General features: G+C 41.3%; 28 protein-coding genes. 21 read left to right on the forward strand and 7 right to left on the reverse strand.

The annotated features are described in order from the left end of the window. Positions 1-12: 12 nt before the first annotated feature. The 3 genes from HGJ91_RS10655 (at position 13) to HGJ91_RS10665 (ending at position 1,798) form a co-directional block, all read left to right on the forward strand. Positions 13-915, forward strand: coding sequence for a DMSO reductase (locus HGJ91_RS10655; protein ID WP_291347730.1), 903 nt, complete (start codon positions 13-15; stop codon positions 913-915). 242 nt (positions 916-1,157) lie between these two features. Further along, a complete protein-coding gene (locus tag HGJ91_RS10660) occupies positions 1,158-1,343 on the forward strand; it encodes a DUF2080 family transposase-associated protein (protein WP_291347731.1) in 186 nt (61 codons plus the stop codon). Between the two features lie 14 nt (positions 1,344-1,357). Then, the gene (locus HGJ91_RS10665; RefSeq protein WP_291347732.1) at positions 1,358-1,798 is read left to right on the forward strand and encodes a GNAT family N-acetyltransferase; all 441 of its coding nucleotides are present in this window, start codon (positions 1,358-1,360) and stop codon (positions 1,796-1,798) included. Positions 1,799-1,879: 81 nt separating this feature from the next. On the opposite strand, the gene HGJ91_RS10670 is transcribed toward HGJ91_RS10665, so the two are convergent. The 6 genes from HGJ91_RS10670 to HGJ91_RS10695 all read right to left on the reverse strand — a co-directional run bounded on the left by HGJ91_RS10670 (position 1,880) and on the right by HGJ91_RS10695 (position 8,224). After that, positions 1,880-2,587 (reverse strand): ABC transporter ATP-binding protein, encoded by a 708-nt coding sequence (locus HGJ91_RS10670; RefSeq protein WP_291347733.1) that lies wholly within the window; start codon positions 2,585-2,587, stop codon positions 1,880-1,882. Continuing rightward, positions 2,580-3,371, reverse strand: a complete 792-nt coding sequence (locus HGJ91_RS10675; RefSeq protein ID WP_291347734.1) for an ABC transporter ATP-binding protein — start codon at positions 3,369-3,371, stop codon at positions 2,580-2,582. The genes HGJ91_RS10670 and HGJ91_RS10675 overlap by 8 nt, the downstream gene beginning before the upstream one ends. Before the next feature lie 4 nt (positions 3,372-3,375). Further along, positions 3,376-4,578 (reverse strand): branched-chain amino acid ABC transporter permease, encoded by a 1,203-nt coding sequence (locus HGJ91_RS10680; protein ID WP_291347735.1) that lies wholly within the window; start codon positions 4,576-4,578, stop codon positions 3,376-3,378. Positions 4,579-4,602: 24 nt separating this feature from the next. Next, the gene (locus tag HGJ91_RS10685) at positions 4,603-5,586 is read right to left on the reverse strand and encodes a branched-chain amino acid ABC transporter permease LivH (protein ID WP_291347736.1); all 984 of its coding nucleotides are present in this window, start codon (positions 5,584-5,586) and stop codon (positions 4,603-4,605) included. A gap of 115 nt (positions 5,587-5,701) precedes the next feature. Continuing rightward, a complete protein-coding gene (locus HGJ91_RS10690; protein ID WP_291347737.1) occupies positions 5,702-6,820 on the reverse strand; it encodes a branched-chain amino acid ABC transporter substrate-binding protein in 1,119 nt (372 codons plus the stop codon). Between the two features lie 258 nt (positions 6,821-7,078). After that, positions 7,079-8,224, reverse strand: a complete 1,146-nt coding sequence (locus tag HGJ91_RS10695) for a MalY/PatB family protein (RefSeq protein WP_291347738.1) — start codon at positions 8,222-8,224, stop codon at positions 7,079-7,081. Positions 8,225-8,546: 322 nt separating this feature from the next. Here HGJ91_RS10695 and HGJ91_RS10700 point away from each other — a divergent pair, with 322 nt between their 5' ends. The 11 genes from HGJ91_RS10700 to HGJ91_RS10750 all read left to right on the forward strand — a co-directional run bounded on the left by HGJ91_RS10700 (position 8,547) and on the right by HGJ91_RS10750 (position 17,912). After that, a complete protein-coding gene (locus HGJ91_RS10700; RefSeq protein ID WP_291347739.1) occupies positions 8,547-9,131 on the forward strand; it encodes a YeeE/YedE thiosulfate transporter family protein in 585 nt (194 codons plus the stop codon). Position 9,132: 1 nt separating this feature from the next. Then, complete coding sequence (locus tag HGJ91_RS10705) at positions 9,133-9,711, forward strand: DUF6691 family protein (RefSeq protein ID WP_291347740.1); 579 nt, start codon at positions 9,133-9,135, stop codon at positions 9,709-9,711. 89 nt (positions 9,712-9,800) lie between these two features. Beyond that, positions 9,801-11,573, forward strand: a complete 1,773-nt coding sequence (locus HGJ91_RS10710; protein WP_291347741.1) for an aminopeptidase P family protein — start codon at positions 9,801-9,803, stop codon at positions 11,571-11,573. Positions 11,574-11,859: 286 nt separating this feature from the next. Continuing rightward, positions 11,860-12,018 (forward strand): rubredoxin-like domain-containing protein, encoded by a 159-nt coding sequence (locus tag HGJ91_RS10715; RefSeq protein WP_291347742.1) that lies wholly within the window; start codon positions 11,860-11,862, stop codon positions 12,016-12,018. A 50-nt stretch (positions 12,019-12,068) separates the two neighbouring features. Beyond that, positions 12,069-12,248, forward strand: a complete 180-nt coding sequence (locus HGJ91_RS10720) for a rubredoxin (protein ID WP_291347743.1) — start codon at positions 12,069-12,071, stop codon at positions 12,246-12,248. Between the two features lie 62 nt (positions 12,249-12,310). Beyond that, a complete protein-coding gene (locus tag HGJ91_RS10725) occupies positions 12,311-13,141 on the forward strand; it encodes a rhodanese-like domain-containing protein (protein WP_291347744.1) in 831 nt (276 codons plus the stop codon). Positions 13,142-13,173: 32 nt separating this feature from the next. Continuing rightward, a complete protein-coding gene (locus tag HGJ91_RS10730; RefSeq protein ID WP_291347745.1) occupies positions 13,174-14,301 on the forward strand; it encodes an FAD-dependent oxidoreductase in 1,128 nt (375 codons plus the stop codon). Positions 14,302-14,320: 19 nt separating this feature from the next. After that, positions 14,321-16,465 (forward strand): FAD-dependent oxidoreductase, encoded by a 2,145-nt coding sequence (locus HGJ91_RS10735; protein ID WP_291347746.1) that lies wholly within the window; start codon positions 14,321-14,323, stop codon positions 16,463-16,465. Positions 16,466-16,515: 50 nt separating this feature from the next. Beyond that, the gene (locus tag HGJ91_RS10740) at positions 16,516-16,707 is read left to right on the forward strand and encodes a ferredoxin (RefSeq protein WP_291347747.1); all 192 of its coding nucleotides are present in this window, start codon (positions 16,516-16,518) and stop codon (positions 16,705-16,707) included. Positions 16,708-16,721: 14 nt separating this feature from the next. Then, complete coding sequence (gene rbr, locus HGJ91_RS10745) at positions 16,722-17,297, forward strand: rubrerythrin (protein WP_291347748.1); 576 nt, start codon at positions 16,722-16,724, stop codon at positions 17,295-17,297. 261 nt (positions 17,298-17,558) lie between these two features. Then, complete coding sequence (locus HGJ91_RS10750) at positions 17,559-17,912, forward strand: DVU0772 family protein (RefSeq protein WP_291347749.1); 354 nt, start codon at positions 17,559-17,561, stop codon at positions 17,910-17,912. A gap of 92 nt (positions 17,913-18,004) precedes the next feature. Here HGJ91_RS10750 and proC read toward each other — a convergent pair whose 3' ends face one another. Then, complete coding sequence (proC, locus tag HGJ91_RS10755; RefSeq protein ID WP_291347750.1) at positions 18,005-18,862, reverse strand: pyrroline-5-carboxylate reductase; 858 nt, start codon at positions 18,860-18,862, stop codon at positions 18,005-18,007. 769 nt (positions 18,863-19,631) lie between these two features. Here proC and HGJ91_RS10760 point away from each other — a divergent pair. From HGJ91_RS10760 to HGJ91_RS10790, 7 genes are all read left to right on the forward strand, one after another. Beyond that, positions 19,632-19,793: a hypothetical protein gene (locus HGJ91_RS10760; protein ID WP_291347751.1), complete on the forward strand. Its 162-nt coding sequence runs from the start codon at positions 19,632-19,634 to the stop codon at positions 19,791-19,793. Between the two features lie 265 nt (positions 19,794-20,058). Beyond that, the gene (locus tag HGJ91_RS10765; RefSeq protein WP_291347752.1) at positions 20,059-20,256 is read left to right on the forward strand and encodes a hypothetical protein; all 198 of its coding nucleotides are present in this window, start codon (positions 20,059-20,061) and stop codon (positions 20,254-20,256) included. A 171-nt stretch (positions 20,257-20,427) separates the two neighbouring features. Then, on the forward strand, positions 20,428-21,141 hold the full coding sequence (sfsA, locus tag HGJ91_RS10770; protein WP_291347753.1) for a DNA/RNA nuclease SfsA: 714 nt from the start codon (positions 20,428-20,430) through the stop codon (positions 21,139-21,141). A 135-nt stretch (positions 21,142-21,276) separates the two neighbouring features. Next, positions 21,277-21,840 carry a Fe-S cluster assembly protein NifU gene (gene nifU, locus HGJ91_RS10775; protein WP_291347754.1) on the forward strand — a complete coding sequence of 188 codons (564 nt, stop codon included), beginning with the start codon at positions 21,277-21,279 and terminating at the stop codon, positions 21,838-21,840. Between the two features lie 8 nt (positions 21,841-21,848). Next, the gene (gene nifS / locus HGJ91_RS10780) at positions 21,849-23,021 is read left to right on the forward strand and encodes a cysteine desulfurase NifS (protein ID WP_291347755.1); all 1,173 of its coding nucleotides are present in this window, start codon (positions 21,849-21,851) and stop codon (positions 23,019-23,021) included. Continuing rightward, positions 23,018-23,554 carry a 4Fe-4S dicluster domain-containing protein gene (locus HGJ91_RS10785; protein WP_291347756.1) on the forward strand — a complete coding sequence of 179 codons (537 nt, stop codon included), beginning with the start codon at positions 23,018-23,020 and terminating at the stop codon, positions 23,552-23,554. Before nifS ends, HGJ91_RS10785 begins: the two co-directional genes overlap by 4 nt. Further along, positions 23,529-24,419 (forward strand): heterodisulfide reductase-related iron-sulfur binding cluster, encoded by an 891-nt coding sequence (locus tag HGJ91_RS10790; RefSeq protein WP_291347757.1) that lies wholly within the window; start codon positions 23,529-23,531, stop codon positions 24,417-24,419. Before HGJ91_RS10785 ends, HGJ91_RS10790 begins: the two co-directional genes overlap by 26 nt. The last annotated feature ends 8 nt before the right edge of the window (positions 24,420-24,427 follow it).

Below are 24,427 nucleotides of genomic sequence, written 5' to 3' on the forward strand. Positions count from 1 at the left end.
GATTGAACAATTATGGAAAAGAGAAATGAGCTTGAAGAAATTATGTTCCCTTCTGACGGCAGCGGGGTTAAACCCTATGAATGGATGATACAGCCCACCCGTCAGCGGGAATGGATTGATGACAAGGGCATATTTCTGTGGCTGGCCTTTTTTTTCTCTGAAATCGGGGCAGGCCTTTATTTTGTGTCGCTTTTTTATGAATACAAAGCAGGACTTATTCTGGGCTGGCTCGTTACCCTGATCCTTGGCGGTGTTATTCATGTGCTTTATCTTGGCATGCCTTTGAGGGCCTGGAGAATGCTCATGAAGCCCAATACATCCGAGTTGTCCCGGGGTATATGGATCATTGGGGTTTTTGCCGCTTTGGGATTTTTACAGATTGTGACGGCAGGCAGTTTTAATATTGTGTTTAACTGCATTATGGGTATCTTGTGCCTTTTAATTATTTCCCATGGATTTGCCACAATGAATGTCATCAGAGCGCTTCCTGCCTGGAGTTCAACAATGGTTCTGCCATTGTCCGTTATTTCAGGGGTATGGATCGGTCATCAGATTTTACAGTTCATGTTTGCCGTTTCGGGTTCTGCGGCTCTTGCATCAGGGATGGAAGTATGGGCAGAGGTGTTTTTCTTTGTTTATTTTCTTTGCATCCTGCTCTATGTCTGGGGAACCTGGCACAGCAATGAAATTGGAAAAGAGTCTATCAAATCACTGATAACAGGAGAATATTCAAAAATTTCCTTGATTGGTGTGCTGGGGCTTGGCATTGTCCTTCCGTTGATTCTGACCCTGATCATGTGGGGTGGTAATACCAATGGCTTTTTGATTTTTTTAAGATTGGCATCTGTCATTGCAGGAGACCTGGCCATGCGGTATGTAATCATGAAAAGTGCGGTGTATACACCGTTGATTTAAATAAATGATTAAGAAAAAAGGGCAGGCAAGACCATCGTTTTCCCCCTGCTCTTTTTCATTTTTAAGATGTTTTCAAGAAATAATACTTTGGTGTTGAAAATATTTATAAAAAGATATAATTTAGCTACATAACAGATAAAAATAAGCTATTTGTAATTAAACGGTGCTTTACACAAAAAAATAATGACTTTGAATAAAAAAATCGGCAGCAAACATTTTTTTTGTAAAAACTAGGATGTTATATGGCAGATAAAGAGAAAAAAGAAAAAAGCACAGAAAAACAATCCATATCTCAGGCAAAGGTAAAGTTTGAAGTTTATGGTGAAGAGATGATTGAGAAAGAAGTAAAATCCAGTGGTAACAGCGGCAGAATTTATCTTCCGCCTAACTGGGTCGGTCATACTGTGAAGATCATAAAAGTAGAATAACAATGGAGGATCTTGTGGAAGACACAGTCAACATAAGAGAAATCACTCTTAACGATGCAGAGGCAATTCAAAATATAAGAAAGGCCATCTCAGAAGATGATGCTGAAGTGAATTTTGTAAAAAATATTCAACGGCAGATATTTGAGGGTACGGACAATTCAAGCCTGGTAGCGCAAATTAATGGGACCGTGGTTGGATATATGATCAGCACAAGTCTTTTTGCAGGGTTTGGGATTAAAAGAAGTGCATGGATTATGGCAATTGGCGTTCATCCTGGTTATATGGGACAGGGCATTGGATTGAAACTCGCCAGGAAAATCTGTGAAATTTATAAAGAAAAAGGGATTAAAAATATATACTCATCTGTTCGCTGGGATTCCACCGATGTCCTTTCCTTTTTCAAAAAACTCGGTTTTGAAAGAAGCGAGTTCATCAATCTTAAAAAGAAACTATAAATAAAGTTTAACCTAACCATCACGAAAACCCTTTAAGAACACCTTCTCCAAGGGTTTTGTTAATTGTAAATAAGTGGGTGTTTATATGCCCAGGTATGCCTTTTTGACATCTTCATTGGCCAGCAGGTTTTCACCGGTATCTGTCATCGTAATCATACCGGTTTCCATTACATATCCGCGGTGAGCAGCTTTTAGAGCAAGGTTTGCATTCTGCTCGACAATGAAAATAGTGGTTTTTTGTTCTTTATTGATTTTTTTAATAATACTGAAAATCTGTTTAACAATGATGGGCGCAAGTCCAAGGGACGGTTCATCAAGGAGCAGTACTTTCGGTCTTGACATCAGGGCCCTTGAAATTGCCAGCATTTGTTGTTCGCCGCCGCTGAGAGTTCCACCAGCCTGATTTTTTCTTTCTGCTAAAATAGGGAAGAGACTGTAAACATATTCAAAATCTTTTTTTATTTTATCATTATCGTTCCGTAAGAAAGCACCCATGTCAAGATTTTCCGCAACTGTAAGATACGGAAAAATTCTTCTACCTTCGGGTACCTGGCAGATCCCTAATTTAACGATCTCATCAGAGGGCATATGGGTGATATCCTGTCCTTTGAATTTGACGCTTCCCTGTTTGGCAGGAACAATACCACAGGTGGTCATTAAGGTGGTTGATTTTCCGGCACCATTGGCTCCGATCAGAGAAATAATTTCTCCTTCGGAAATTTCAAGGTCAATCCCTTTGAGTGCTTGGATATTTCCATAATACGTATGTATGTTTTTTAATTTAAGCATCTTCAGACTCATCTCCAAGATAGGCTTTGATTACGTCAGGATTAGACTTTATTTCTTCAGGTGTACCTTCGGCAATTTTTCTGCCGTAATCTACAACATGAATGTTATCTGACAGACTCATGACAAGCTTCATGTCATGTTCAATCAGTAAGATAGATAAATCTTCATTATCCCTCAGCCAGATGATTAAGTCATCAAGCTCTTTTGTCTCCTGTGGATTCATGCCGGCAGCCGGTTCATCTAAAAGCAGCAAAAACGGTTCTGTGGCAAGGGCTCTTGCAATCTCCAATCGTCGCTGGGCACCATAGGGCAGGTTGACGGCCATTTCGTTAACATATTGCGCAAGACCGATTTTTTCAAGGATTTCATAGCTATCGACAACGGCTTGTTTTTCTTCCTTCTTCTGGCTTGAAGGTTTTAGCATGGCACCGATAATTCCTGATTTCAACCGGCAGTGTCTTCCGATCATGACATTTTCAAGAACGGTCATCCCTTCAAAAAGCCTAATATTCTGAAAGGTCCTTGCAAGGCCTTTCTCCGTTACAAGATTGGTTTTCAGCCCCTGTAATTTTTGGGTTGGTTTTCCCGGAGGTGTGATTTTTACATTGCCCTCAGTGGGCTCATAAATGCCGGTAATACAATTGAAAAAGGTTGTTTTTCCGGCACCATTCGGTCCGATAAGAGCTGCTATCTGCCCCTTTTCAACAGCAAGGGTTATGTCGTCCAGCGCTTTTAGACCTCCAAAATTCATTGTGAGGTTCTTTACATTGAGTATAGGTTCCATAAATTTATTCTTTTGTTTTTTCAAATTTATATGTTTTCCGGATACTTCGAATAAGCCCTTCAGGTTTGAATACCATCACGATGACCTGGAGTGCGCCAAATACAAGCATCCTGTATTCAGCAACGGCTCTTAAGTATTCAGGCAGCAGTATCAGCACGAGGGCACCGGCAATAACACCAATGGCAGATCCCATCCCGCCGATAACAACAACACACAGAATGGTAATGGACTCCCAGATCGTAAAGGACATGGGGTTAATAAAAGACGTTTTAGCAGCAAAAACGACCCCCCCCAGAGCAGCCCAGGTGGCACCAAGAGCAAACGCTGTCAGCTTTGTTTTGAATTTGTCGATTCCCATGGCCTCACAGGCGATCTCATCATCCCTCAAAGCGATCCAGGCCCGTCCGATTCTTGAGTTTTCAAGCCTGTTAACAAAGAAAATGGTTAGCAGCACCAAAGCAATAACAACAAAATAAATGTAAATGACGGAGTTATGCTGATTAAATTGATGACCAAAAAAAGACGGTGCAGGAATATTTCCAATTCCACGAGGCCCATTGCCCAATTCATCCCAGTTTTCCAGGATAATCCTGATGATTTCACCAAACCCCAGAGTAACAATGGCCAGATAATCTCCCCTGAGCCTTAAAACAGGGTATCCCAAAAGGGTTCCGAATATAGTACCCAGAAGGGCACTGATGGGTAAGACTACCCAGAAACTGATGCCGAAATGCAGGTTTAAAAGGGCATAGGCATACGCCCCAACTGCATAAAAAGCGACATACCCAAGATCCAGAAGCCCTGCCAGCCCCACAACTATATTCAGTCCCAGTCCCAGCATCACATAGATCAGTGCCGAAATTAAGATACTGGTATGATACATGGAAAATACAAAGGGGTAGGCTATGGCAAACAAGCAAATTGCCGCCAGGAATGGAATCCTGAATTTTTCATTTTGAAGCAGCCTGTGGACAATGGGAATATCGTCCTTAGTATCTGATTTCTTTTTTTCCTCTTTGATCCGTAAAAGATAATTCCAGATGAGGGAGGCAAAAAAGCAGACTATACCCGTCCATAAAAGGTTTTCCCATCTGAAGATTACAATATGCTTTATGGTGTTGACTTTTATGACCATGATCGGGAAGGTCAGCACCATAAACCATAAAGCAATAACAAATGACAGTTTGATTTCTTTTTTTGTAACCATAATCAACTTTCAAAATTTTGGGGGTTAAACTTTAGATATTTCATCTTTGCCAAGTATGCCTGATGGCCTGAATATCAGAATAATCACAAGAATGGTAAATGCAAAGACATCTTCATACTCACTCCAGAAATAACCGGTAAACATACTTTCAGAAATACCCAGTACAAGGCTTCCCAAAACAGCACCTGGAATACTTCCGATTCCGCCTAAAACAGCTGCAATAAAGGCTTTAAGCCCTGCCAGAAACCCGATAAAAAAGTTTACCTGGCCCACATGGCAGGCAATTAAAACACCGCCGATGGCAGCCGTGGCAGATCCCACCACAAAGGTTGTTGAAATAACCCGGTTCACATTGATCCCGACAAGCGATGCCATGATTTTATCTTGGGCAGTGGCCCTCATGGCTTTGCCGATTTTAGTGAATTTAATGAGCATTCCTAAGAGAATCATGGTAATGACAGTGGTTACAATAATGGTCATTTCAACGGCAGTAATAATGTGGGCAAAGGGTTCCCAGAATTGAAAATCAGGGATCAGACTTTCAAAGGGCATAAATTCCGGTGTCTGGGCAAGCATGACATAATTTTGTAAAAAAAGACTCATTCCAATGGCAGAAATGAGGGCAGAAAGCCTTGGTGCTGTTCTTAAGGGCTTGTAGGCGATTTTTTCAACGGTAAATCCATAGGCACAGGAATATACAATGGCAAAAACAATGGCAAGGATAACAATAACAGCAGAGTTCCATCCCCAAAGTCCTAAGACACTGGCAACAATAAGGGCCGTCATGGCACCAATCATATAGATTTCACCATGGGCAAAGTTGATCAACTGGATAATACCGTAAACCATGGTATACCCGAGAGCGATCAAGGCATATATGCTGCCCCTTGTAAGGCCGCCTAAGAATAATTCTAAAAAATAGACAGGGTCTGCAATTATCTCTTTGATACCGAAAAATCCCAGTGGCCCGACAACAGCCACGCCCAATATAATATTAAACAGACGCATGTTAATTAAATTAATTCTCCCAAACTTTGTTAAATTTAAGTAAAATTCCTGATTAAAAAAACAGGAGCCGTAATATTTGTTTATTATGCCCCTGTTTTTATTTTAGGCCTTTATATTAATTAACCTGTGTATATTTCCCATTCTGAACTTGATATACAGAGAAACCTGCGCCGATAACATCACCATTTTTATCAAAACCAATGGGTCCTAAAGGAGAATCGATTTTAATTTCAAACATGGCAGCTCTCATCTTGTCATAATCCAGTGATCCTGCTTTTTCTGCGGCAGCAGCAAGAGCCTGAACACATGCATACCCATTGTGGGTAAATGTTCCGGGATCTTCGCCGTATTTTTTCTGATGTTTGGCAGAAATTTCTTGATAAAGCGGGTTGCTGGAAGTATCATTCGGACCTGTTGCATAAACACCGTCAGAATATTTGCCTGCCAGGTTTACAAAGTTGTCACCAATGATACCGTCAGCGCCGAAGAAAATGGTTTTAACTCTTTTCTTTTTAAGAAGTCCGACAACTTTGGAAGCATCTGAATGATAACCACCAAACATGGTGAGCTCAGCTTTGGTTCTTTTTATTTTTTGTACAATAGCTGAATAATCAACGGCACCGGTTGTGATACCTTCAAAAAGGACAACTTCAATCCCGCCGAGTTTTTCAAAATATTGCCTGGCAAGTTCCATCTGACCTTTACCATAATCGCCTTTGTCGTGGATCATGGCCACTGTTTTGACCTTTAGATTATTTTTTACAAAAGAGGTCATCAGATCGGCCTGGGCGCCGTCATAGGAAATAGTTCGAAAGAAGTTGGGATGTTCGCCTTTAAGGGTCAAGTCATCATTTGTGGATGCTGAGGAAATAACGATAAGTCCGGCATCTTTGTAAATTTTATTTGCAGCAATGGTGGCACCGGAGCAAACATGGCCAACAATCATCTGTGCACCGTCTGATACCAGTTTGGTTGCCATGTTGACTGCGACTTCAGGTTTACATACATCATCACCGACTAATAATTCAATTTTTTTACCCAGAATACCGCCCTTGGCATTCAGGTCTTCAATGGCAAGCTCAGCGCCTCTTAAAGCAGAAATTCCATAGGGTGCCAAGTCACCGGAAATAACACCGCCACAGCCAATTTTAATTGTGTCAGCGGCAAAGCCTGGCGCACAAAAACTTACCAGGATCAATAGTGCGAGTGCTAAAGTTTTAAAAAAAGATTTCATTTTTTTACTCCCCTTCTAGTTTAAATTACTGGTTTAGTACTGCTTAATTACAATTATGGATTTTGCAACTATAAAATCAAGGCTTCCCAATAGTCAAGCAAAAAAATCTGATCAGAACAAAAAAGCAGGAAAATCGCACTTATATCTTGTATATACAGGATTAATCTACTCGCTTTTATTCGTCGCATTTTGACCCTCTAAAGTTTTTTAAAATAATCATCACGGTTTTTAAAATGATGGTAAAAAGATCCCTTGGTTTTATTTAATTTTTATCAAAGCGGTCTCCATCCTCTCCAATCCCTTTTTAAGCACAGGTTCAGGGCATCCGAAATTCAGGCGTACAAATCCCTTTTGACCGAAAAAATTGCCATCGGAAAGTCCGACACCCGCCTGTTCGAAGAAAAGAACGGGATCTTTAAGGCCTGTATTCCTGACATCAACCCAGGCAAGATAGGTAGATTCAATGGGGTTAAGTTTACACCCCGGCATTTTATTAACACGGTTCTGGACAATGTCCCGATTTTTTCTCAGGTAGATAATTAATTGAAAAAGCCATTCATCACATTCTTTATAGGCTGCTTTGGCGGCAAAAAGACCCAGAAGATTTACATTCGGTATCAGGCCTTTTAATTTGGAATTAAATTTATGTCGTAAATCTTCATCCGGGATGATAACAAAAGAACATCCAAGGCCTGGGATATTATAGGTTTTGGAAGGTGCCATCAAAGTGATGGTGTGCCTTGCTGCTGTTTGCGATATCGATGCGGTTGGAATATGGCGCTTATCTTTATCCAGAACAAAATCGCTGTGAATCTCATCTGAGCAGATGACAACATCATAAGCCGCACACAGTTCTACTATCCGGTTGATTTCTTCTTTGGTAAAAACAGTGCCACAAGGATTGTAAGGGCTGCACAGCATAAAGAGTCCGGTGTTTTCCTTTAGTTCTTTTTCAAGGGCATCATAATCAAAGGTTGCCCGCTGATTGATATCGACCATGGGAACAGTAACCAGTTTTTTCTCGCAGTTTTCGGGTGCTGCAAAAAACGGCGGATATATGGGGGTTGTGGTGACGATTTTGTCTTGCGGCCCGCCAAAGGTTGCGCAGGCAACGTTCAAGGCGCAGACAACTCCGGGAACCCACATGATCCATTCTTTTTCGACTTTCCAGTCATAGAGAGCGTCTAATTTTTCAATAACGGTATCATTGAGGTCGTCAGGAATAACCGTATATCCTAAAATCCCATGTTCAATATTTTGTTGAAGGGTATCCAAAAGGGCAGGCGGGGCTTTGAAATCCATATCCGCCACCCACATGGGGATGATATCCTTTCCTTCATATTTTCCCCATTTCAACGAAGAGGTGCCGGTCCGGTTAATTATTTCATCAAAATCATATTTCATATAGATTCTTGCTCCTAATATTATGATGCTAAATATAAAGAAAATTATAATAATAACATGAGGGAAAAAAATCAAAATAAATCTTCTAGTCCAATTTCTTCTCAGTCCGGCTATCCTTCCTGTTTTTATTTTGTACAGTGCGGGTTTGGTGAAATTTGTTTGATTATTTTGTCTCAAATGTTTTTATCTTGTGACACTATTGCAGTCTTATGAGACATAAAAGGTCAAAAAAACATAAGATATCTTTAAAATAATGGAGATGCGCCCACTGGTATGAAATTTGCTGATATCTTTATTAAAAAAAATCAAAATAGGAGAATTTATGAAAAATTTTATTTATCAAAGTCAATGGGGTTGGTTATTAAGCGGTGTCTCTCTTGGTATAGTCTTTATATTGACTGTAGCATTAGTCAAACCGATTGGTGTATCCACCCAGTTTGTTATTCTCGATGGTATGGTCTGGGATTTTTTTTCTGATCAAATTGTTGTGGAGGACAATACTGCCAAAAGTGGTTATTCAAGCCCTAATGCCTACCTGAATAAAAGTGGTGGCAAATATGCTAAAAATGTTGCGAACCCTATCAATTATAGCTTCATATTTGTATTTGCGATGATTGCTGGTGGCTTTATTGCCAGCAGACTGCAACCTGCCGGGGAGAGTAAGGATAATCTGATTGCTCCGCTTGTCTGGACAGACCGGTTCGGTGATTCGCAGGCTAAACGCTATCTGGCTGTATTTGTGGGAGGTTTTCTGGTGTTATTTGGTTCGCGATTGGCTGGTGGATGTACCAGTGGACACATGATGAGCGGGATGATGCAGACTTCTTTGAGCGGATATCTGTTTACCCTGGGAACATTTGCGGTGGCTGTTCCTGTTGCAATTCTTATGTACAAAGGAGAAAAATAAAATGAATATTATCCTATCAATTGTTTTGGGGCTGTTGTTTGGTTTTGTATTGCAAAAAATTGGTGCGGCAAATCCTCAAAATATCATCAATATGTTACGTCTTAAAGACTTTCACTTAATGAAAACTATTTTCTTTGGTATAGGTATTAGCAGCATGTTCTTATTTGTTCTGCTCAATATTGGTATCATTGATAGTGCTAACCTTAGTGTAAAAACATCCTATACAGGTGTAATTATTGGCGGCATCATATTCGGATTAGGCTGGGCAATCGCGGGCTTCTGCCCTGGAACGGGTATAGTAGCGGCAGGTGCCGGCCGGAAAGATGCTTTGCTTTTTATCTTAGGCGGTTTGTTGGGGGCGTTTGTCTTTACTTTGCTGTATGGATTATTAAAAGCCACTTTTTTGTTTGGTAATTTGGGAGGAAAAGCCACTTTAGCCGCAACCGGTAACGCAAAATTCACTACATTATTTGCCTCCATGCCTGAAATTGTTATAGCGGGTGGGATAGGCATTGTTTTTATGATTATTGCCTGGATACTTCCCGGGACTCAAAAAAACCAACACAGTATTGTAAAATGATTGTTTTAAATTAAATCTTGGGCTATGTCTGAACAGTCCAAAAAAGGTTTTACCTGTTTACAAACAAGTGATAAGGTTTTGTCATGAATATGAATGAGAAAATTGATCATATCAGGCAATTGATGGAAAAGGGCAATATTGCCGCAATTATTATTCCAAGCGATGATCCCCACCAAAGCGAATATGTTGCCGAACACTGGCAGGCAAGAAAGTGGCTCACCGGGTTTTCGGGATCTGCCGGAATAGCTGTTGTCACATTGGAACACGCCATTTTATGGACGGATTTCAGATACTATATCCAGGCTGAAAAACAAATTTCAGGCTCCCGGTTTGAGTTGTATAAAATGGGGGAGCCGGATGTCCCGACGTTCCAAAAATGGCTGATCAATACTTTGAAACCCCGGGACATCATCGGTATAGATGGAAATGTGGTCAGCAAGGCCAATGTGAAAAAGTATAAAGCAGAATTTGAGGCCAAAGAGCTTTTGCTGGATACAGATGTCGATTTTATCAAGGGGCTCTGGGCAGACAGGCCGCTCAGGCCAAAGTCAGCGGCATTTTCTCTGTCAGAGAAATATGCCGGCAAAAGCAGGAAGGATAAAATTAGGCAAATCCACAAGCAGATGGATGATTTGGATGCATCCTATCATTTGATGGCAACGCTTGACGATATCGCCTGGACACTGAATCTTCGGGGAAAAGACGTTCATACAAATCCTGTTAATATTGCGTTTGTATTGGTTGCCCCCCAAAAGGTGTCTTTGTTTGTAAGCGATGGAAAAATTGATAATGAGCTTGCCAAAGAGTTGAACAGGGATGGCATAGAGATTGCTGAATATGAAGACATCACCGCTGCTTTATCGCAAATCCAGGATAACAAAGTAATTCTGGTTGATCCTGAAAACACCAATTACAGGCTGTATCAGTCTATCAACAAAAAATGTAAAATTGTTGAAAAACCCAATCCGGCTATTGCACTTAAAGCCATAAAGAATGATACGGAAATCGCTCATTTGAAACAAACGGCTGTAAAAGATGGTGCGGCTGTTGTTAATTTCCTTTTTTGGCTTGAATATCAGAATGAAAATGCACAGATTACCGAACAATTCGTTGCTGATAAGCTTTATGCGTTTCGAAAAGCTCAGGCGTTATTTGTTGATAACAGTTTTGATCCGATTATGGCCTATCAGGATCATTCAGCCATGTGTCACTATTCGGCGACCAGGGAAACAGATGCGATCATTGGTAATACCGGTATGTTTTTGACGGATTCAGGTGGTAATTATCTTACCGGTACCACAGATATTACCCGGACCATTTGTCGGGGTGAGCCGTCAAAACAGGAAATAACAGATTATACCCTGGTGCTGAAAGGCCATATTGCTGTGGCAACAGCCCTTTTTCCCAAAGGTACCAAAGGCTTTCAGATTGACACGCTTTCAAGGCAGTATTTATGGAATGAGGGAATGGATTTCGGGCATGGTACAGGACATGGTGTGGGATTTTTTTTATGTGTTCATGAAGGCCCTGCAAGGATAAGCCCCCATCCTGTTGATGTTAAACTTGAAAAAGGCATGGTGCTGACCAATGAGCCCGGTGTTTACAGGGAGGGAGCTTACGGCATAAGGCTGGAAAATATGATTCTTGTAGATTCGGCGTTTGAAAATGAGTTTGGAGCATTCATGAAATTTGAGACCCTGACAAATTGCCATTTTGAAAGAAATTTGATAGATATAACCCTGCTGTCCAAAGATGAAAAAAACTGGATCAATACCTATCATGCCAGGGTATATGAAAAGTTGTCCCCCAGTCTGGATCAGGATGTGGCATCCTGGCTCAGGGAAAAAACAAGAGCGATATAAAATTGTTATAAATCTTTAATGCGTTTAATGTCTGTTGAATTTGTACCCAACACCTGAAATGGTAATTATTAAGGTTATCCTTATTCTGTAGGATCATGATCCTGGTGAAGTAGTCTGTATTTGATTGCCAATTGTAATGCCCTTAAAGCATAAAATAGTTTGACGAAATATCCATACACAAAAGATGGCATGGTTTTTGATAGGATATTGAATTAGATAAATATGAATAGAAAGACCATCATATGAAACAGGTAATACTATATTATTTAAAAAAAGGAGAAAAATTATGATCAGCTGGATATGTAACAAATGCGGGTATACGCTTGAGGCTGATACCCCTCCTGAAGAGTGCCCGTCTTGCAAGAGTGAGTGTTCCTTTGTTGATAATTCCTGCTATACACCTGATTGTGAAGGGAAGCCAAATGATCCCCAGATCAAGGGATAAGGATAAAAAGAAAGGATTGTTTTTAATACGAATTGAAAAAGGAAGCAAAAATGGCTGAACCCAAGGATATGTATCAGTGCCAGACAACTAATTGCGGTTATATTTATAATCCTGATAAAGGAGACAGAAAAGGAAAGATTGCAAAAGGAATGAAATTTGAGGATCTTCCCGACGACTGGAAGTGCCCTGTCTGTGGAGCCAGTACCAAAGCATTTAAGCCGCTTGGTTAAAATTAACCTTTAGGGAATAAATAGTTTTAACTAAGGCATGAAACCAAAAAAGAGGAGTGGGTATGAAATGGAGGCAGTTTTTAACACCGGCCAAATCAATAGATTTTAATCAGACGGAAAGTTATATTTCACAACATTCGGGAGAAGAGATAACGATCCTGGATGTCAGACAGCCCTCGGAATACCAGGAGAGCCATATCCCCGGGTCCACCCTGATCCCTTTGCCCCAGCTTTCTGACAGGCTCGACGAGCTTGATCCTGAAAAATCCACCCTGGTCTACTGAGCTATTGGCGGACGCAGCCGTGTTGCCGCGCAAATGCTTGCAGGGAAAGGGTTTAAAAAAGTGTTTAATGTCGCAGGGGGGATAAAGGCATGGCGTGCCAAAACAGCTATTGGCCCGCAGGATCTTGGAATGGATCTTTTCAGCGGCAAGGAGGAGCCGCTGGATGTGTTAAAGGTAGCCTATTCCCTTGAACAGGGGTTGTACGAATTTTATATTTCCATGGGAAAAGAAGCGAAAAATGAAAAAGTGAAAGATCTCTTTTCAAAATTATCTGAGATTGAAGTGAAACATCAGATGTCTATTTATACTGCTTACAATGACATTAACGATGAGGAACTGAGAAAAGGTGAGTTTGAAAAAATGGTTGAAACAAAGGCATTGGAAGGCGGTCTTTCTACCAGAGAATACCTTGATCTTTTCAGCCCTGATCTGAATTCTGAAATCGATGTGATTTCTCTTGCCATGTCAATAGAAGCACAGGCCCTGGATCTTTATCAAAGACTCTCCTCAAAAGTAGAAAATCCGCAATCAAGGGATATTATCAATCAGATTGCCAATGAAGAAAAAGCACACCTGGCAAGCCTGGGTAAACTTCTGGACAGCCTTTAACCTAAAGATCACAGATAAAAGGAGAGGGTAAAATGAGAAAACATCTTGTACTCGTCGGGGGAGGTCATGCTCATATGATGACCCTTGAAAATATTGGCAGGTTTGTTGAAAAGGGGTTTAAAGTTACTGTAATTGGCCCTTCTTTTTACCACTATTATTCCGGTATGGGCCCCGGGATGCTGGGCGGGACATACAACTCTGACGATATCCGGTTCGCTACAAGAGATGTGGTTCAAAAACAGGGTGGGATCTTTGTAAAGGATAAAGTTGTCCGGATTGATCCGGATAAAAAAGAGATTTATACCAAGACAGGGCATACATTTACCTATGACCTGGTTTCCTTTAATGCGGGCAGCTATGTTCCCATGCAGGCAGCTCCAGAGGGCCCGGAGGATCAGGACACTATTTATTCTGTAAAGCCCATTGAAAAGCTGATGGAGGCGGCGGATAAATTAAAAAAACTATTTTCACAAAAAAAGATTGTTGTCAGTATCGTAGGGGGCGGCCCTTCATCGGCTGAAGTGGCCGGAAATGTGTGGCAGCTGGCAAAAAAAACAAACAGGTATATGCCTGACATTCAGATTTTTGCCGGTAAAAAGTTTATGGCAAGATTTCCCGAAAGTATCAGATCAAGGGTTCTCGCATCCCTTCAGAACAGGGGTATTCAAATCCTTGAAACAGGTTATGTAAGGCAGATTAAATCTGATGAAATCTGTCTTGAATCGGGTGAAACATTTCCCACGGATTTTATTTTTATGGCCCTGGGTGTCAAGCCTTCCACTATCTTTGAAGAATCCGGTCTGCCGGTCGGTCCGGATAAAGGACTTTTAGTGAATAGATATCTACAGTCTGTAAAATACCCAGACATATTTGGCGGCGGTGACTGTATTTATTTTAAGGATCGGCCTCTGGATAAGGTCGGGGTGTATGCAGTCCGTGAAAATCCTGTTTTGCTGCATAACCTTTTGGCAAGCCTTGAAGGTGGTGACCTTGAAATATTTGATCCGGGCCCTGAATATCTTCTAATTTTTAATGTGGGCGGCGGGCATGGTGTATTCAAGAAAAAATGGCTGGTGTTTGGCGGGAAAATTGCATTCATGATTAAAGACTATATTGATCGTAAATTTATGAAGAAATTTCAGGCCATTGAAAAAGAGTAGGGGTATAAGGAAAATAAGAATGAAAAAAAGTCCAGAATTTAAAATTATTCTGTTGCTGGCTGTCGCAGGTTTAATCTGGATGTTTTTTTTGTTTGATCTGAATCAGTATTTTTCGCTGGCCAACCTTAAAGATGAGCTGGATGCCTTTAAAGAATATTATGGGCAGCATAAAGCCCTGACCATGGTGATTTACATGGCCGTCTATATTCTCATGGCTGCGTTGTCCCTGCCCGGGGCGGTCATCCTGACACTGGCCGGTGGTGCATTATTCGGCATTTTTTACGGGACCCTTCTTGTCTCCTTTGCCAGCACCATAGGCGCAACCTTAGCCTTTTTATTTTCCCGCTATATGTTCAAAGACTGGGTCCAGCATAAATTTTCTTCAAAGCTTTCTGCTATTAATAAAGGAATAGAAAAGGAAGGCGGATTTTATCTGTTTACCCTACGGCTTGTGCCGGTGTTCCCCTTTTTTGTGATTAACCTTGTCATGGGGCTGACCACCCTTCGAACGTTTGTTTTTTATATTGTTTCCCAGGTGGGAATGCTGCCCGGAACCATTGTATTTATCAATGCAGGAACTCAGCTGGCTAAAATAGAAACAGCCAGCGGAATTTTATCATTAAATATTATTCTTTCCTTTGTTTTGTTGGGTATTTTTCCGATTATCGCAAAACGGTTTACAGCAGATGTAAGACGGCAGAAAGTATTTTCAAAATTTTCAAAACCGGAAAATTATGATTACAATCTTGTGGTGATTGGTGCAGGGTCTGCCGGGCTTGTGGCATCCTATATTGCAGCGGCTGTCAAGGCAAAGGTCGCTTTGATTGAAGAGCATAAGATGGGGGGTGACTGTCTTAATACCGGGTGCGTACCCAGCAAGGCGCTGATTGCCAGTGCCAAACTACTTTCTTATGTTAAAAGAGCAAAAGAATTCGGGTTTGATAAAGCTTCAATCGATTTTGATTTTGCAACGGTTATGGAGCGGGTTCAATCTATTATTAAAAAAGTGGAGCCCCATGATTCAATTGAACGGTATACCGGATTAGGCGTGGATTGTATCCGGGGCAGGGCAAAGATTGTGTCCCCTTTTGAAGTAAAGGTGAATGATAGAATTTTAACCACAAAAAATATCATTGTTGCCACCGGCGCAAACCCGTTGATTCCCGCCCTGCCAGGGCTGGAAAAGATAGACTATCTTACCTCGGATAACATATGGGATATAAGAACGTTACCAAAAAAGCTGGTAGTATTGGGTGCAGGCCCCATCGGGTGTGAGCTGGCACAGGGGTTTTCAAGGCTGGGGGCAAATGTAACCCTTGTCCAGAGAGGCTCGCAGATAATGAAAAAAGAAGATTCTGATGCCGCCCAGATAATTTTAAAAAGGTTTCAGACAGAAGGCATTGATGTCCTGTTAAATCATTCAGCCAAAGAGATTGAAGTCTTGGGGGAAGAAAAACAACTGATCTGTGATCATGATGGAAAACACATCAGGATCACATTTGATGAAATTTTAATCGCCCTTGGAAGAGTCCCGAATGTTAAAGGGTTTGGCCTTGAAGAGCTGGGTGTTGAACTTACCGGGCATAAGCATATTGAAACCAATGAATTTTTACAGACCAATTTTCCTAATATTTATTGCAGCGGAGATGTCCATGGCCGGTATCAGTTCACCCATACAGCCGCCCATGAATCCTGGTATTCTGCGGTCAACGCACTGTTTGGCAGATTTAAAAAATTCAGCGTGGATTACAGCACCATTCCATGGGCAACTTACACTGATCCTGAAGTAGCCAGGGTTGGCATTAATGAGACAGATGCCAGACTTGCCGGCCTTGATTATGAAATGGTTAAATATGGGATTGATGAACTTGACCGGGCCATTGCAGACTCTGAAGATCATGGGTTTGTAAAGGTTTTGACCGTACCGGGAAAGGACAAAATATTAGGTGTCACCATTGTGGGAAATCATGCAGCAGATGTGATTTCAGAATTTGTCCTTGCAATGAAGCATGGAATAGGGTTGAATAAGATTTTAGGAACAATTCATATCTATCCGACAATGGCTGAAGCCAACAAGTATGCAGCAGGGTTATGGAAGAAAAGCCATGCACCGAAGAGATTGCTTGCATGGATCAGAAAATACCACACCTGGATGCGGAACTAACAAAGTTGTAAGACACACAAATAAACCATTAAAAAGGAGAAAGAATTCAAATGAAAGTAACTATTACAAAACAGTGCATGGGCGACAGGAACTGCAACGAACTTTGTCCGGAAATTTTTGAGTATGATGAAGATCAGTTAAAATCCACCATTAAAATGGATGAGATTCCGGAACATCTGAAAGACATTGTTCGCAGGGCAGCTAATGAATGTGGTGCAGATGCCATTATTATTGAAGAATAAAAAAGAAGGTGTATATGGTTAAGTTCAGGGAAAGTCAGACTGCCATTAATCTTCATACCTCTTTTGCAGCCGAAACCCAGGCCAGAACCAGGTATGACTTTTTTGCAAACAAAGCCCGGGAAGACGGGTATATTCAGATCGCAAAAATATTTGATGAGACCGCGGGCCAGGAATTTGAACATGCGTTGCGGTTTTTTAAATTTTTTAACGGGGGAGAGCTTGAAATAAAATGGGTTTTTCCCACTGGTGTGATTAAGGATACCCGTGCCAATCTTCTTTCGGCGGCAGCACTGGAAAAATATGTCAGTGAAGACATGTATGCCCTGTTTGCAAAGGTCGCTAAAGAAGAAGGGTTTGAGAGAGCTGAAGATACGTTTAACAATATTATTGTAGCTGAAAAGCACCATGAAAAACTCTATCTTGAGCTGGCCGAAAATATTGCAACGGACAGGGTCTTCCAAAAAGAGGAAGAAAAAGTCTGGCGCTGTCTGAGCTGCGGATACCTTTATAAGGGAAAGGCAGCACCAAAAAAGTGCCCGGCCTGTGTGAAACCGACTGGATTTTTCGAGTTGCTTTATAAAAACTGGTAATAAGGATCGGAAATTATATAGATTGAACAGAAATTACAAAGGATTTCATTTCCGATCCTAAGCACTTGGTATAACAAATGATACACTTGTGGCTCGTTTGTTATGCCTCATATTTGTACCATAAGTTTTTTGCCCTCCTTTTTTCCAACCAAGAGAATCCCTTTATTTAAAGTGTTTCCTGTGAAGATGACAATGCAGGCACGCAATTTGCTTTATTTATCATTAAAAGTTGATTCAACACAAAAATAACCGGAGGAACATATGAATCTTCGTGAAATAAAAGAAAATTTTGACCTGATGAATTCCGTGGACTGGGAAATGACACCGGAAGAAGCCATTGCACTTCATCTTGAATGGGGTCCCTTAAGATCACAAGCCTATTATAATTCAAGAGATAATGATAACGAAACCGTGTATTTCGTCATTAATACATGGAAAAAACCACCCATTCTAACCCTGGTCAGAAGAAGAGGGTTTGATTCCGAGGAGCTGGGAAATTTCAGACTTCCACAGAATCTTGAAACAGAATTTATGAAGGGAATCGGTCAATACAAGGGAGTCTATGCGGTTGAAGGAGACGTCAGAGATTGGCTCAAAAAGGAACTTGAAGTTTAAGTCTAAATCTTAACCACCGCCTTGAAGTTCCGTAGCCAAACGTTCGGGGCAGAAATACAACGCCATGCTGTGATTTCTGCCCCGATTGTTTTTTAACTGCCTTTTTTATTATTTTCTATAAAATCTTTTACCATCATTTCACCCAGCTCTTTTGAGCGTTTTGTGGCCGATTCTATGGCATTGATCATGGTGGTTCGAAGTCCTCCCTGTTCCAGAGTATGGATACCGGCAATGGCTGTCCCGCCAGGGGATGCCACCCTGTCTTTGAGTTGCCCGGGGTGTTCTTTTGATTCAAGCAGGAGCTTTGCAGCCCCGAGAACCGTCTGGGTGGATAAAAGCAGAGAGTCTTTTCTTGACAACCCCATTTTAACACCGGCATCTGCCATGGCCTCAACAATGATAAAGATATAGGCAGGCCCGCTGCCGCTTAATCCGGTAAATGCATCCATGAGAATATTTTCCTGGATAAAAACGGTTTTTCCAACAGAATCGAAAATAGCTCTTGCAAGCGCCACATCATCCTTTGATGCGTATTCACCGGCTGCAATGGCTGTAGCACTCTCTTTTACAAATGCGCAGATATTGGGCATAACCCTGATCAGCCGAAGCTCCTTGCCAAGCCCTGACGCGATGGCAGCCAGGGGAACACCCGCTGCAATTGAAATGATCAGTTTTGATTGATCAAGGGCCCTTGCCGTTTCTTTTAAGACTGATCCTAAGATCTGGGGTTTTGTGGCATAGACGATGATTTCAGATTTTTTTGCCACTTCAATATTGTCTGTGGTTGTTGAGACCCTGTATTTATGTTGAATTTCTTCTAAAAGATCTTCTGCAATATCTGAACAGATAATATTTTCGGGTTTTGTCGCCTTGGAAAGAACCAAACCACTGATCAACGCTTCACCCATATTTCCGCTTCCAATAAATCCTATCTTTTTCTCCTGCAGCATATTGATAGTACTCCTTAATATTATTGATTAAAATAAAGAATTTATATTAAGACGTTCAAATTAATATAGTCAAGACAAATTATCTGGCCCTGCAGGGCAATCGGTCTGATCAGCCCGCGTTTATTGTAACGCGGCACATCATCTGTGGAATCAAACCAAATTCGCTGTTATCAGTCGCCAAGGCACTTTGTCGTTGAGAAGGGCAGAAAAGATCGGGTGGGCAACGACTTCCTGATTAAGTTCAAAGCAGAGGCAGACGAGAGTCTGTCATGCATTTATGTTTTGGGAAATAATGATTTTCAAATAAATGAATGGGCTGTCTGTTTTTCGGATTTACGAGATGATTCGATTCTCTATTGGTTAGAGACAGGAAACGCCTCCCAAAACAATAATTTTGATTTGATATCAAATAGGATCTGCTTGGTCTTTGAAACATGTCGGTCAAGGATCAATTATAAAAATTAATTTGTATTGTTTTCATACATAAAGTATGTTGATTTTCATTGAATTGATTTGAGTAACAAAAAGAAAATGCATAAAGATGCCACGAATGGTATCCAGGCGATTGAGGTCAAAGCTTGAATAGTGAATAAGACAATATATTATTTATTAATTCAAGAATTTAACATAACCAGCAAGAAAAAATGGGTCAAGTCTATATTTGAAACGGACGGCTTCGCGTTTGATGTTCTGCAAGGAAAACACTACATTAATGAGCATGCCAGCCTTGTTATTCGGTATAGGTCCACAAACTTTATAGGAGGAATTTATGAACATAACGGACAGCGAATCAATAATTCTTTTGACGGCCTCCAATCTCGTGACAATGAGAGCGCCCGGACAAGGGATGAAACAGAAAGACCTGGTGGAAGCCACGGTGAAAATATACAAAATGCTTAAAGAAGAATTGGCAAAGGCTACCAACAAGTAGTTGAGATCGCTGCAGATTATGTAGAAAGGGGTATTAAGTATTTTGTATTTGATCTCGTAGATGTTACACTAGAAGTACATTTTGTAGAACCTATTGTCTACAGATTCAAGAGTAAAAAACTCTATTATCCGCTTAAAACATCCAATACCTTCGGGGGCTCCGGTGGGATCGATCTTATTATTATTGCGCCAGTGACATTATGCAATCCACTTGTGGGGGAAGATCTTTACAGCCAGGAAAAGGAACTATATTCCCGGTATTTCTGATGCTGGTATTCATTGTTGCCGTCTCCTCCCAGGCAATAGCCGACTGTGGTTCAGACTGTGTAAGCAGTTGTTCAGGGCTTACCGGCAAGGACTATGAGGAATGCATACATGACTGTATAAATAATTGCCTGGACAATGATCCGCCACCGGTTCCTGACGTGCCAGCTCCAACGCCAGCAAAACCGGCATCGGAATAGGCTGCTTTTTTTTCCGGCAGGCTATTTGAAATGTATAAAAATTTAATTGTGATTATCCCTTCTGGCCCTATAATTGCTTATTTATTTTAAAATAAAAAGTGGCATGATTGTTATAAATTCAGGTGTGAGTGTATGGAGACGGGTTTACAAGTATAATAAAAGGAAGATGATGTGAAATACAAAGGATTTCAATTGCCGACATTAATCAGTGGAATATTGATTCAGCGGTATAAACGGTTTCTTGCCGATATAGAGCTTGAAACAGGTGAAAAGGTAACAGCCCATTGTCCAAACTCAGGTTCTATGAAAGGGTGCGCAATGCCAGGATCACAGGTCTGGCTGTCAGAGAGCGATAACCCCAAAAGAAAGTATAAATATACCTGGGAATTGATTAAGGTGCCGGGAACAATGATCGGTATCAATACCCAGGTGCCCAATAAACTGGTGAAACAATCCATTGAAAATGGTCTGATAAAAGAGTTGTCCGGCTACACGCGCGTGAAAGCCGAGGTGAAAACAAGCAGCCATACAAGGCTTGATCTGTTACTGGAAAATGAGGTTGAAGAAAAGTGCTATGTGGAGATAAAAAACTGCACTCTGGCAGAAGAAGGAACGGCCATGTTTCCGGATGCAGTGACAACAAGGGGGCAAAAGCATCTTGACGAACTGGACCGCCTTGTATCTCTCGGTCACAGGGGGGTCATTTTTTTTCTGATTCAGCGTATGGATGCAAAAGCCTTTAAACCGGCGGCTATGATTGATAAAGTCTATGCCGAAAAATTGAGGAACGTTGTGAAAAATGGTGTTAAGGTTATTGTAAGGGATACGGTCATCAGTACGCAGATGATCAGGTTGGGAAATACCGTGCCTGTGGATCTGGATTGATGGCCTGCTATTGCCAGGTAAGATGCCAATTAAAAAGATACGGTTTCATTGACATCCTACCACTCTGTAGTATGTTAGACTTGGTTATTTGAATAAAAAGTTCAATCCTGTGGAGATTTGATTAAGGAGGCGTTTATGTGGGATTATACAGATAAAGTTAAAGATCATTTTTTAAAACCCAGGAACGTGGGTGAGTTGGAAGGAGCCAATGCGATTGGAGAGTCCGGCTCTTTAAGTTGCGGTGATGCATTAAAACTGTATTTAAAAGTCAATGAGAACGAAAGAATTGTTGATGCAACTTTTATGACCTTTGGATGTGCAAGTGCTGTGGCGTCTTCATCAGCCTTGACTGAGATTATTAAGGGGATGACCCTGGATGATGCGGCAAAAATAACCAATGATGATATTTCAGATTATCTAGGGGGCCTGCCAAAAGCAAAAATGCATTGTTCGGTCATGGGACAGTCAGCTTTGAAAAAAGCTATTGCAGATTACAGAGGCATCCAGATTCTGGAAAAACCGGGCGAGATTGTTTGTGAATGCTTTGATGTTACTGATCTTGAGATCATAGATGCTGTAAAAACAAACGGCCTTGAAACTACTGAAGATGTGACAGACTACCTGAAAGCCGGTGGCGGATGCGGCAATTGTCTTGAAAGGATTGAAGAATTAATTGAGTCTGTTAAAGCCAAAGGATAATTCAAACAATGAAAATAGTCTATACAGATAATAATGCAACAACAAAAGTCGCTGATGAAGTCATAGAAGAAATGCTTCCCTATTTTGGGGAACTATATGGCAACCCGTCTTCCATGCATACCTTTGGAGATAAGGTAGACAAAAAACTCAAACAGGCAAGACAGCGGGTGGCCGATTTGATCAATGCTGATCCGGATGAGATTGTTTTTACTTCCTGCGGAACAGAGAGTGATAATTCAGCTATTTTTTCAGCCATTAACGCCTTTCCTGAAAAAAAACATATTATTACTTCCAAAGTGGAGCATCCTGCCATTAATAAGCTTTATCAGCATCTCCAGGAGACAAAAGGCTATGAGGTAACATTTGTTCCGGTTGATGAGAAAGGACTTTTAGATCTTGATCTGCTGTATGACAGCATGACGGATAACACGGCCATTGTTTCATTAATGTGGGCAAACAATGAAACCGGTGTCATGTTCCCCATAGAAGATATTGCAAAAAAAGCCGGTGAAAAAGGTATTTTGTTCCATACCGATGCGGTTCAGGCCGCCGGTAAAATTTCCATTGATGTGAAAAAGTGCGGTGTTACCATGTTGTCACTTTCCGGGCATAAAATTCATGCACCTAAAGGGGTTGGTGTCCTTTATATAAAAAAGGGATTTAAGTTTTCACCCTATCTGATCGGCGGACACCAGGAGAAAGGACGACGCGGTGGTACGGAAAATACCGTTTCCATTATCGGGCTTGGAAAGGCCTGCGAGCTTGCCCGTGAGAATCTGTCCGTTATGAATACCAAAGTCAGGGAACTTCGGGATTATTTACAAAAAGGTATTCTTGAGGCAATACCCGGGTCTTCGGTTAACGGGGATCTTGAGCAGAGGCTTCCAAACACCTTATCTATCGGGTTTGATGCCGTGGAAGGAGAATCCATACTGTTGATGCTGGACCGTGATGGAATCTGTGCATCTTCGGGCTCTGCCTGCACATCAGGCTCTTTAGAACCTTCTCATGTGCTTATGGCTATGAAAGTGCCCTTTAAATCAGCCCATGGATCTATTCGATTCTCTTTGTCTCATTATAATACTAAAGAAGAAATGGATATCATTATTACAACACTCGTGCCTGTGATTCAAACGCTGAGAGATATGTCGCCCTTCTGGAAAGACGGGAAAGTTATATGATAACCCTTGACAACGAACAGGATGCGTTTGCAGATGAAATAAAGACAAGATCAGGGATTAATTTTAGTGCCTGTTTGCACTGTCAATCCTGTGCAAACGGATGTCCGTTTTTAGAGGGCATGGATTATGCCCCCAATGCTGTGCTTCGCCTTATTCAGCTGGGCCTTGAAGAAACAGCCTTAAAATGCTCCACCATCTGGATCTGTGTGGGATGCAATACCTGCAGCAGTTATTGCCCCATGGCGATTGACATATCTGCTGTTATGGATGAACTTCGACATAAAGCCATTGAAAAAGGGATCAAAATTGCAGAACCTGATGTGTTAAATTTTCATAACGAAGTATTGAACACGGTAAAAAAATACGGCAGAACCCATAAACTTGAGATCATGATGCGGTATAAGCTCAAGAAGATGGATCTTTTCAGTGATATGGGGGTGGGCCTTAAAATGTTGAAAAAAAGAAAACTGGATTTAACACCGTCAAAAGTTCAGGATGAAAAAGCGATTGAAAAAATCTTCAAAGGCAAATGAAAACAGCCGTCAGTCCGACAGATTAAGGTTTTCTTTCTTTCCGGGGTGTTCGCTCAAAGCATCCGGGCATGAGAATACCCTGTCCTTATTGAAGTTTTGCGATAGCGTGAATATTGAACTGAAGGAGCTTGAAGACTGGAATTGCTGTGGATCATCATCTGCCCACAGCGTTGACCGGGATGTGGCAGAAAAGCTTCCCATGAGAAATATCTCCCTGGCTCCAAAGGGAATCCCGTTAATGATCGCCTGCCCAAGCTGCCTTATCCGTATCAAGTCCATGTATTTAAAAATTAAAGGGGATGAGACTTTAAAACAGGAATATGAAGATCTATGGGGGAAACCCTTTGATGAAGATCTTGAAATCATCCATTTTTTTGAAATTCTTAATCGGGTTCGCATTGACGATTATATTGATCGTCCTAAAGAAAAATTGAAAAAATTGAAGGTTGCACCCTATTATGGCTGCATGCTTTCCATGCCGCCGGATTTAAGATTTGAAAAAAGCTATTACGGGATCATGGAAAAGACCCTTGCAACACTTGGGGCTGACCTCATCTCTTTCGGGTATGGATCCCGGTGCTGCGGCACATACCTGTCTGTTGCAAAACCTCAGATTGCCCAGAAGGTTGTGAATGAAATTATATCCAGGGCAATGGAAGCAGGAGCGGAGTGTATGGTAACTGCCTGTTCCATGTGCCACCTGAATCTTGAAATCCGGTGTTCGCTTGAAAATCCCATCCCGATCCTTCATTTTTCCGAATTGCTCTCAATGGCTTTGGGAGCCGAAGACCAGAAAAAATGGTTCCCGCGGCATATCGTGGATCCTGTCCCCCTTCTAAAAAAAAGAGGTTTGTTAATTTCCTGATAACCTCA

It is taken from the genome of Desulfobacula sp., assembly GCF_014237455.1.
In the GTDB taxonomy this organism is placed as follows: domain Bacteria; phylum Desulfobacterota; class Desulfobacteria; order Desulfobacterales; family Desulfobacteraceae; genus Desulfobacula.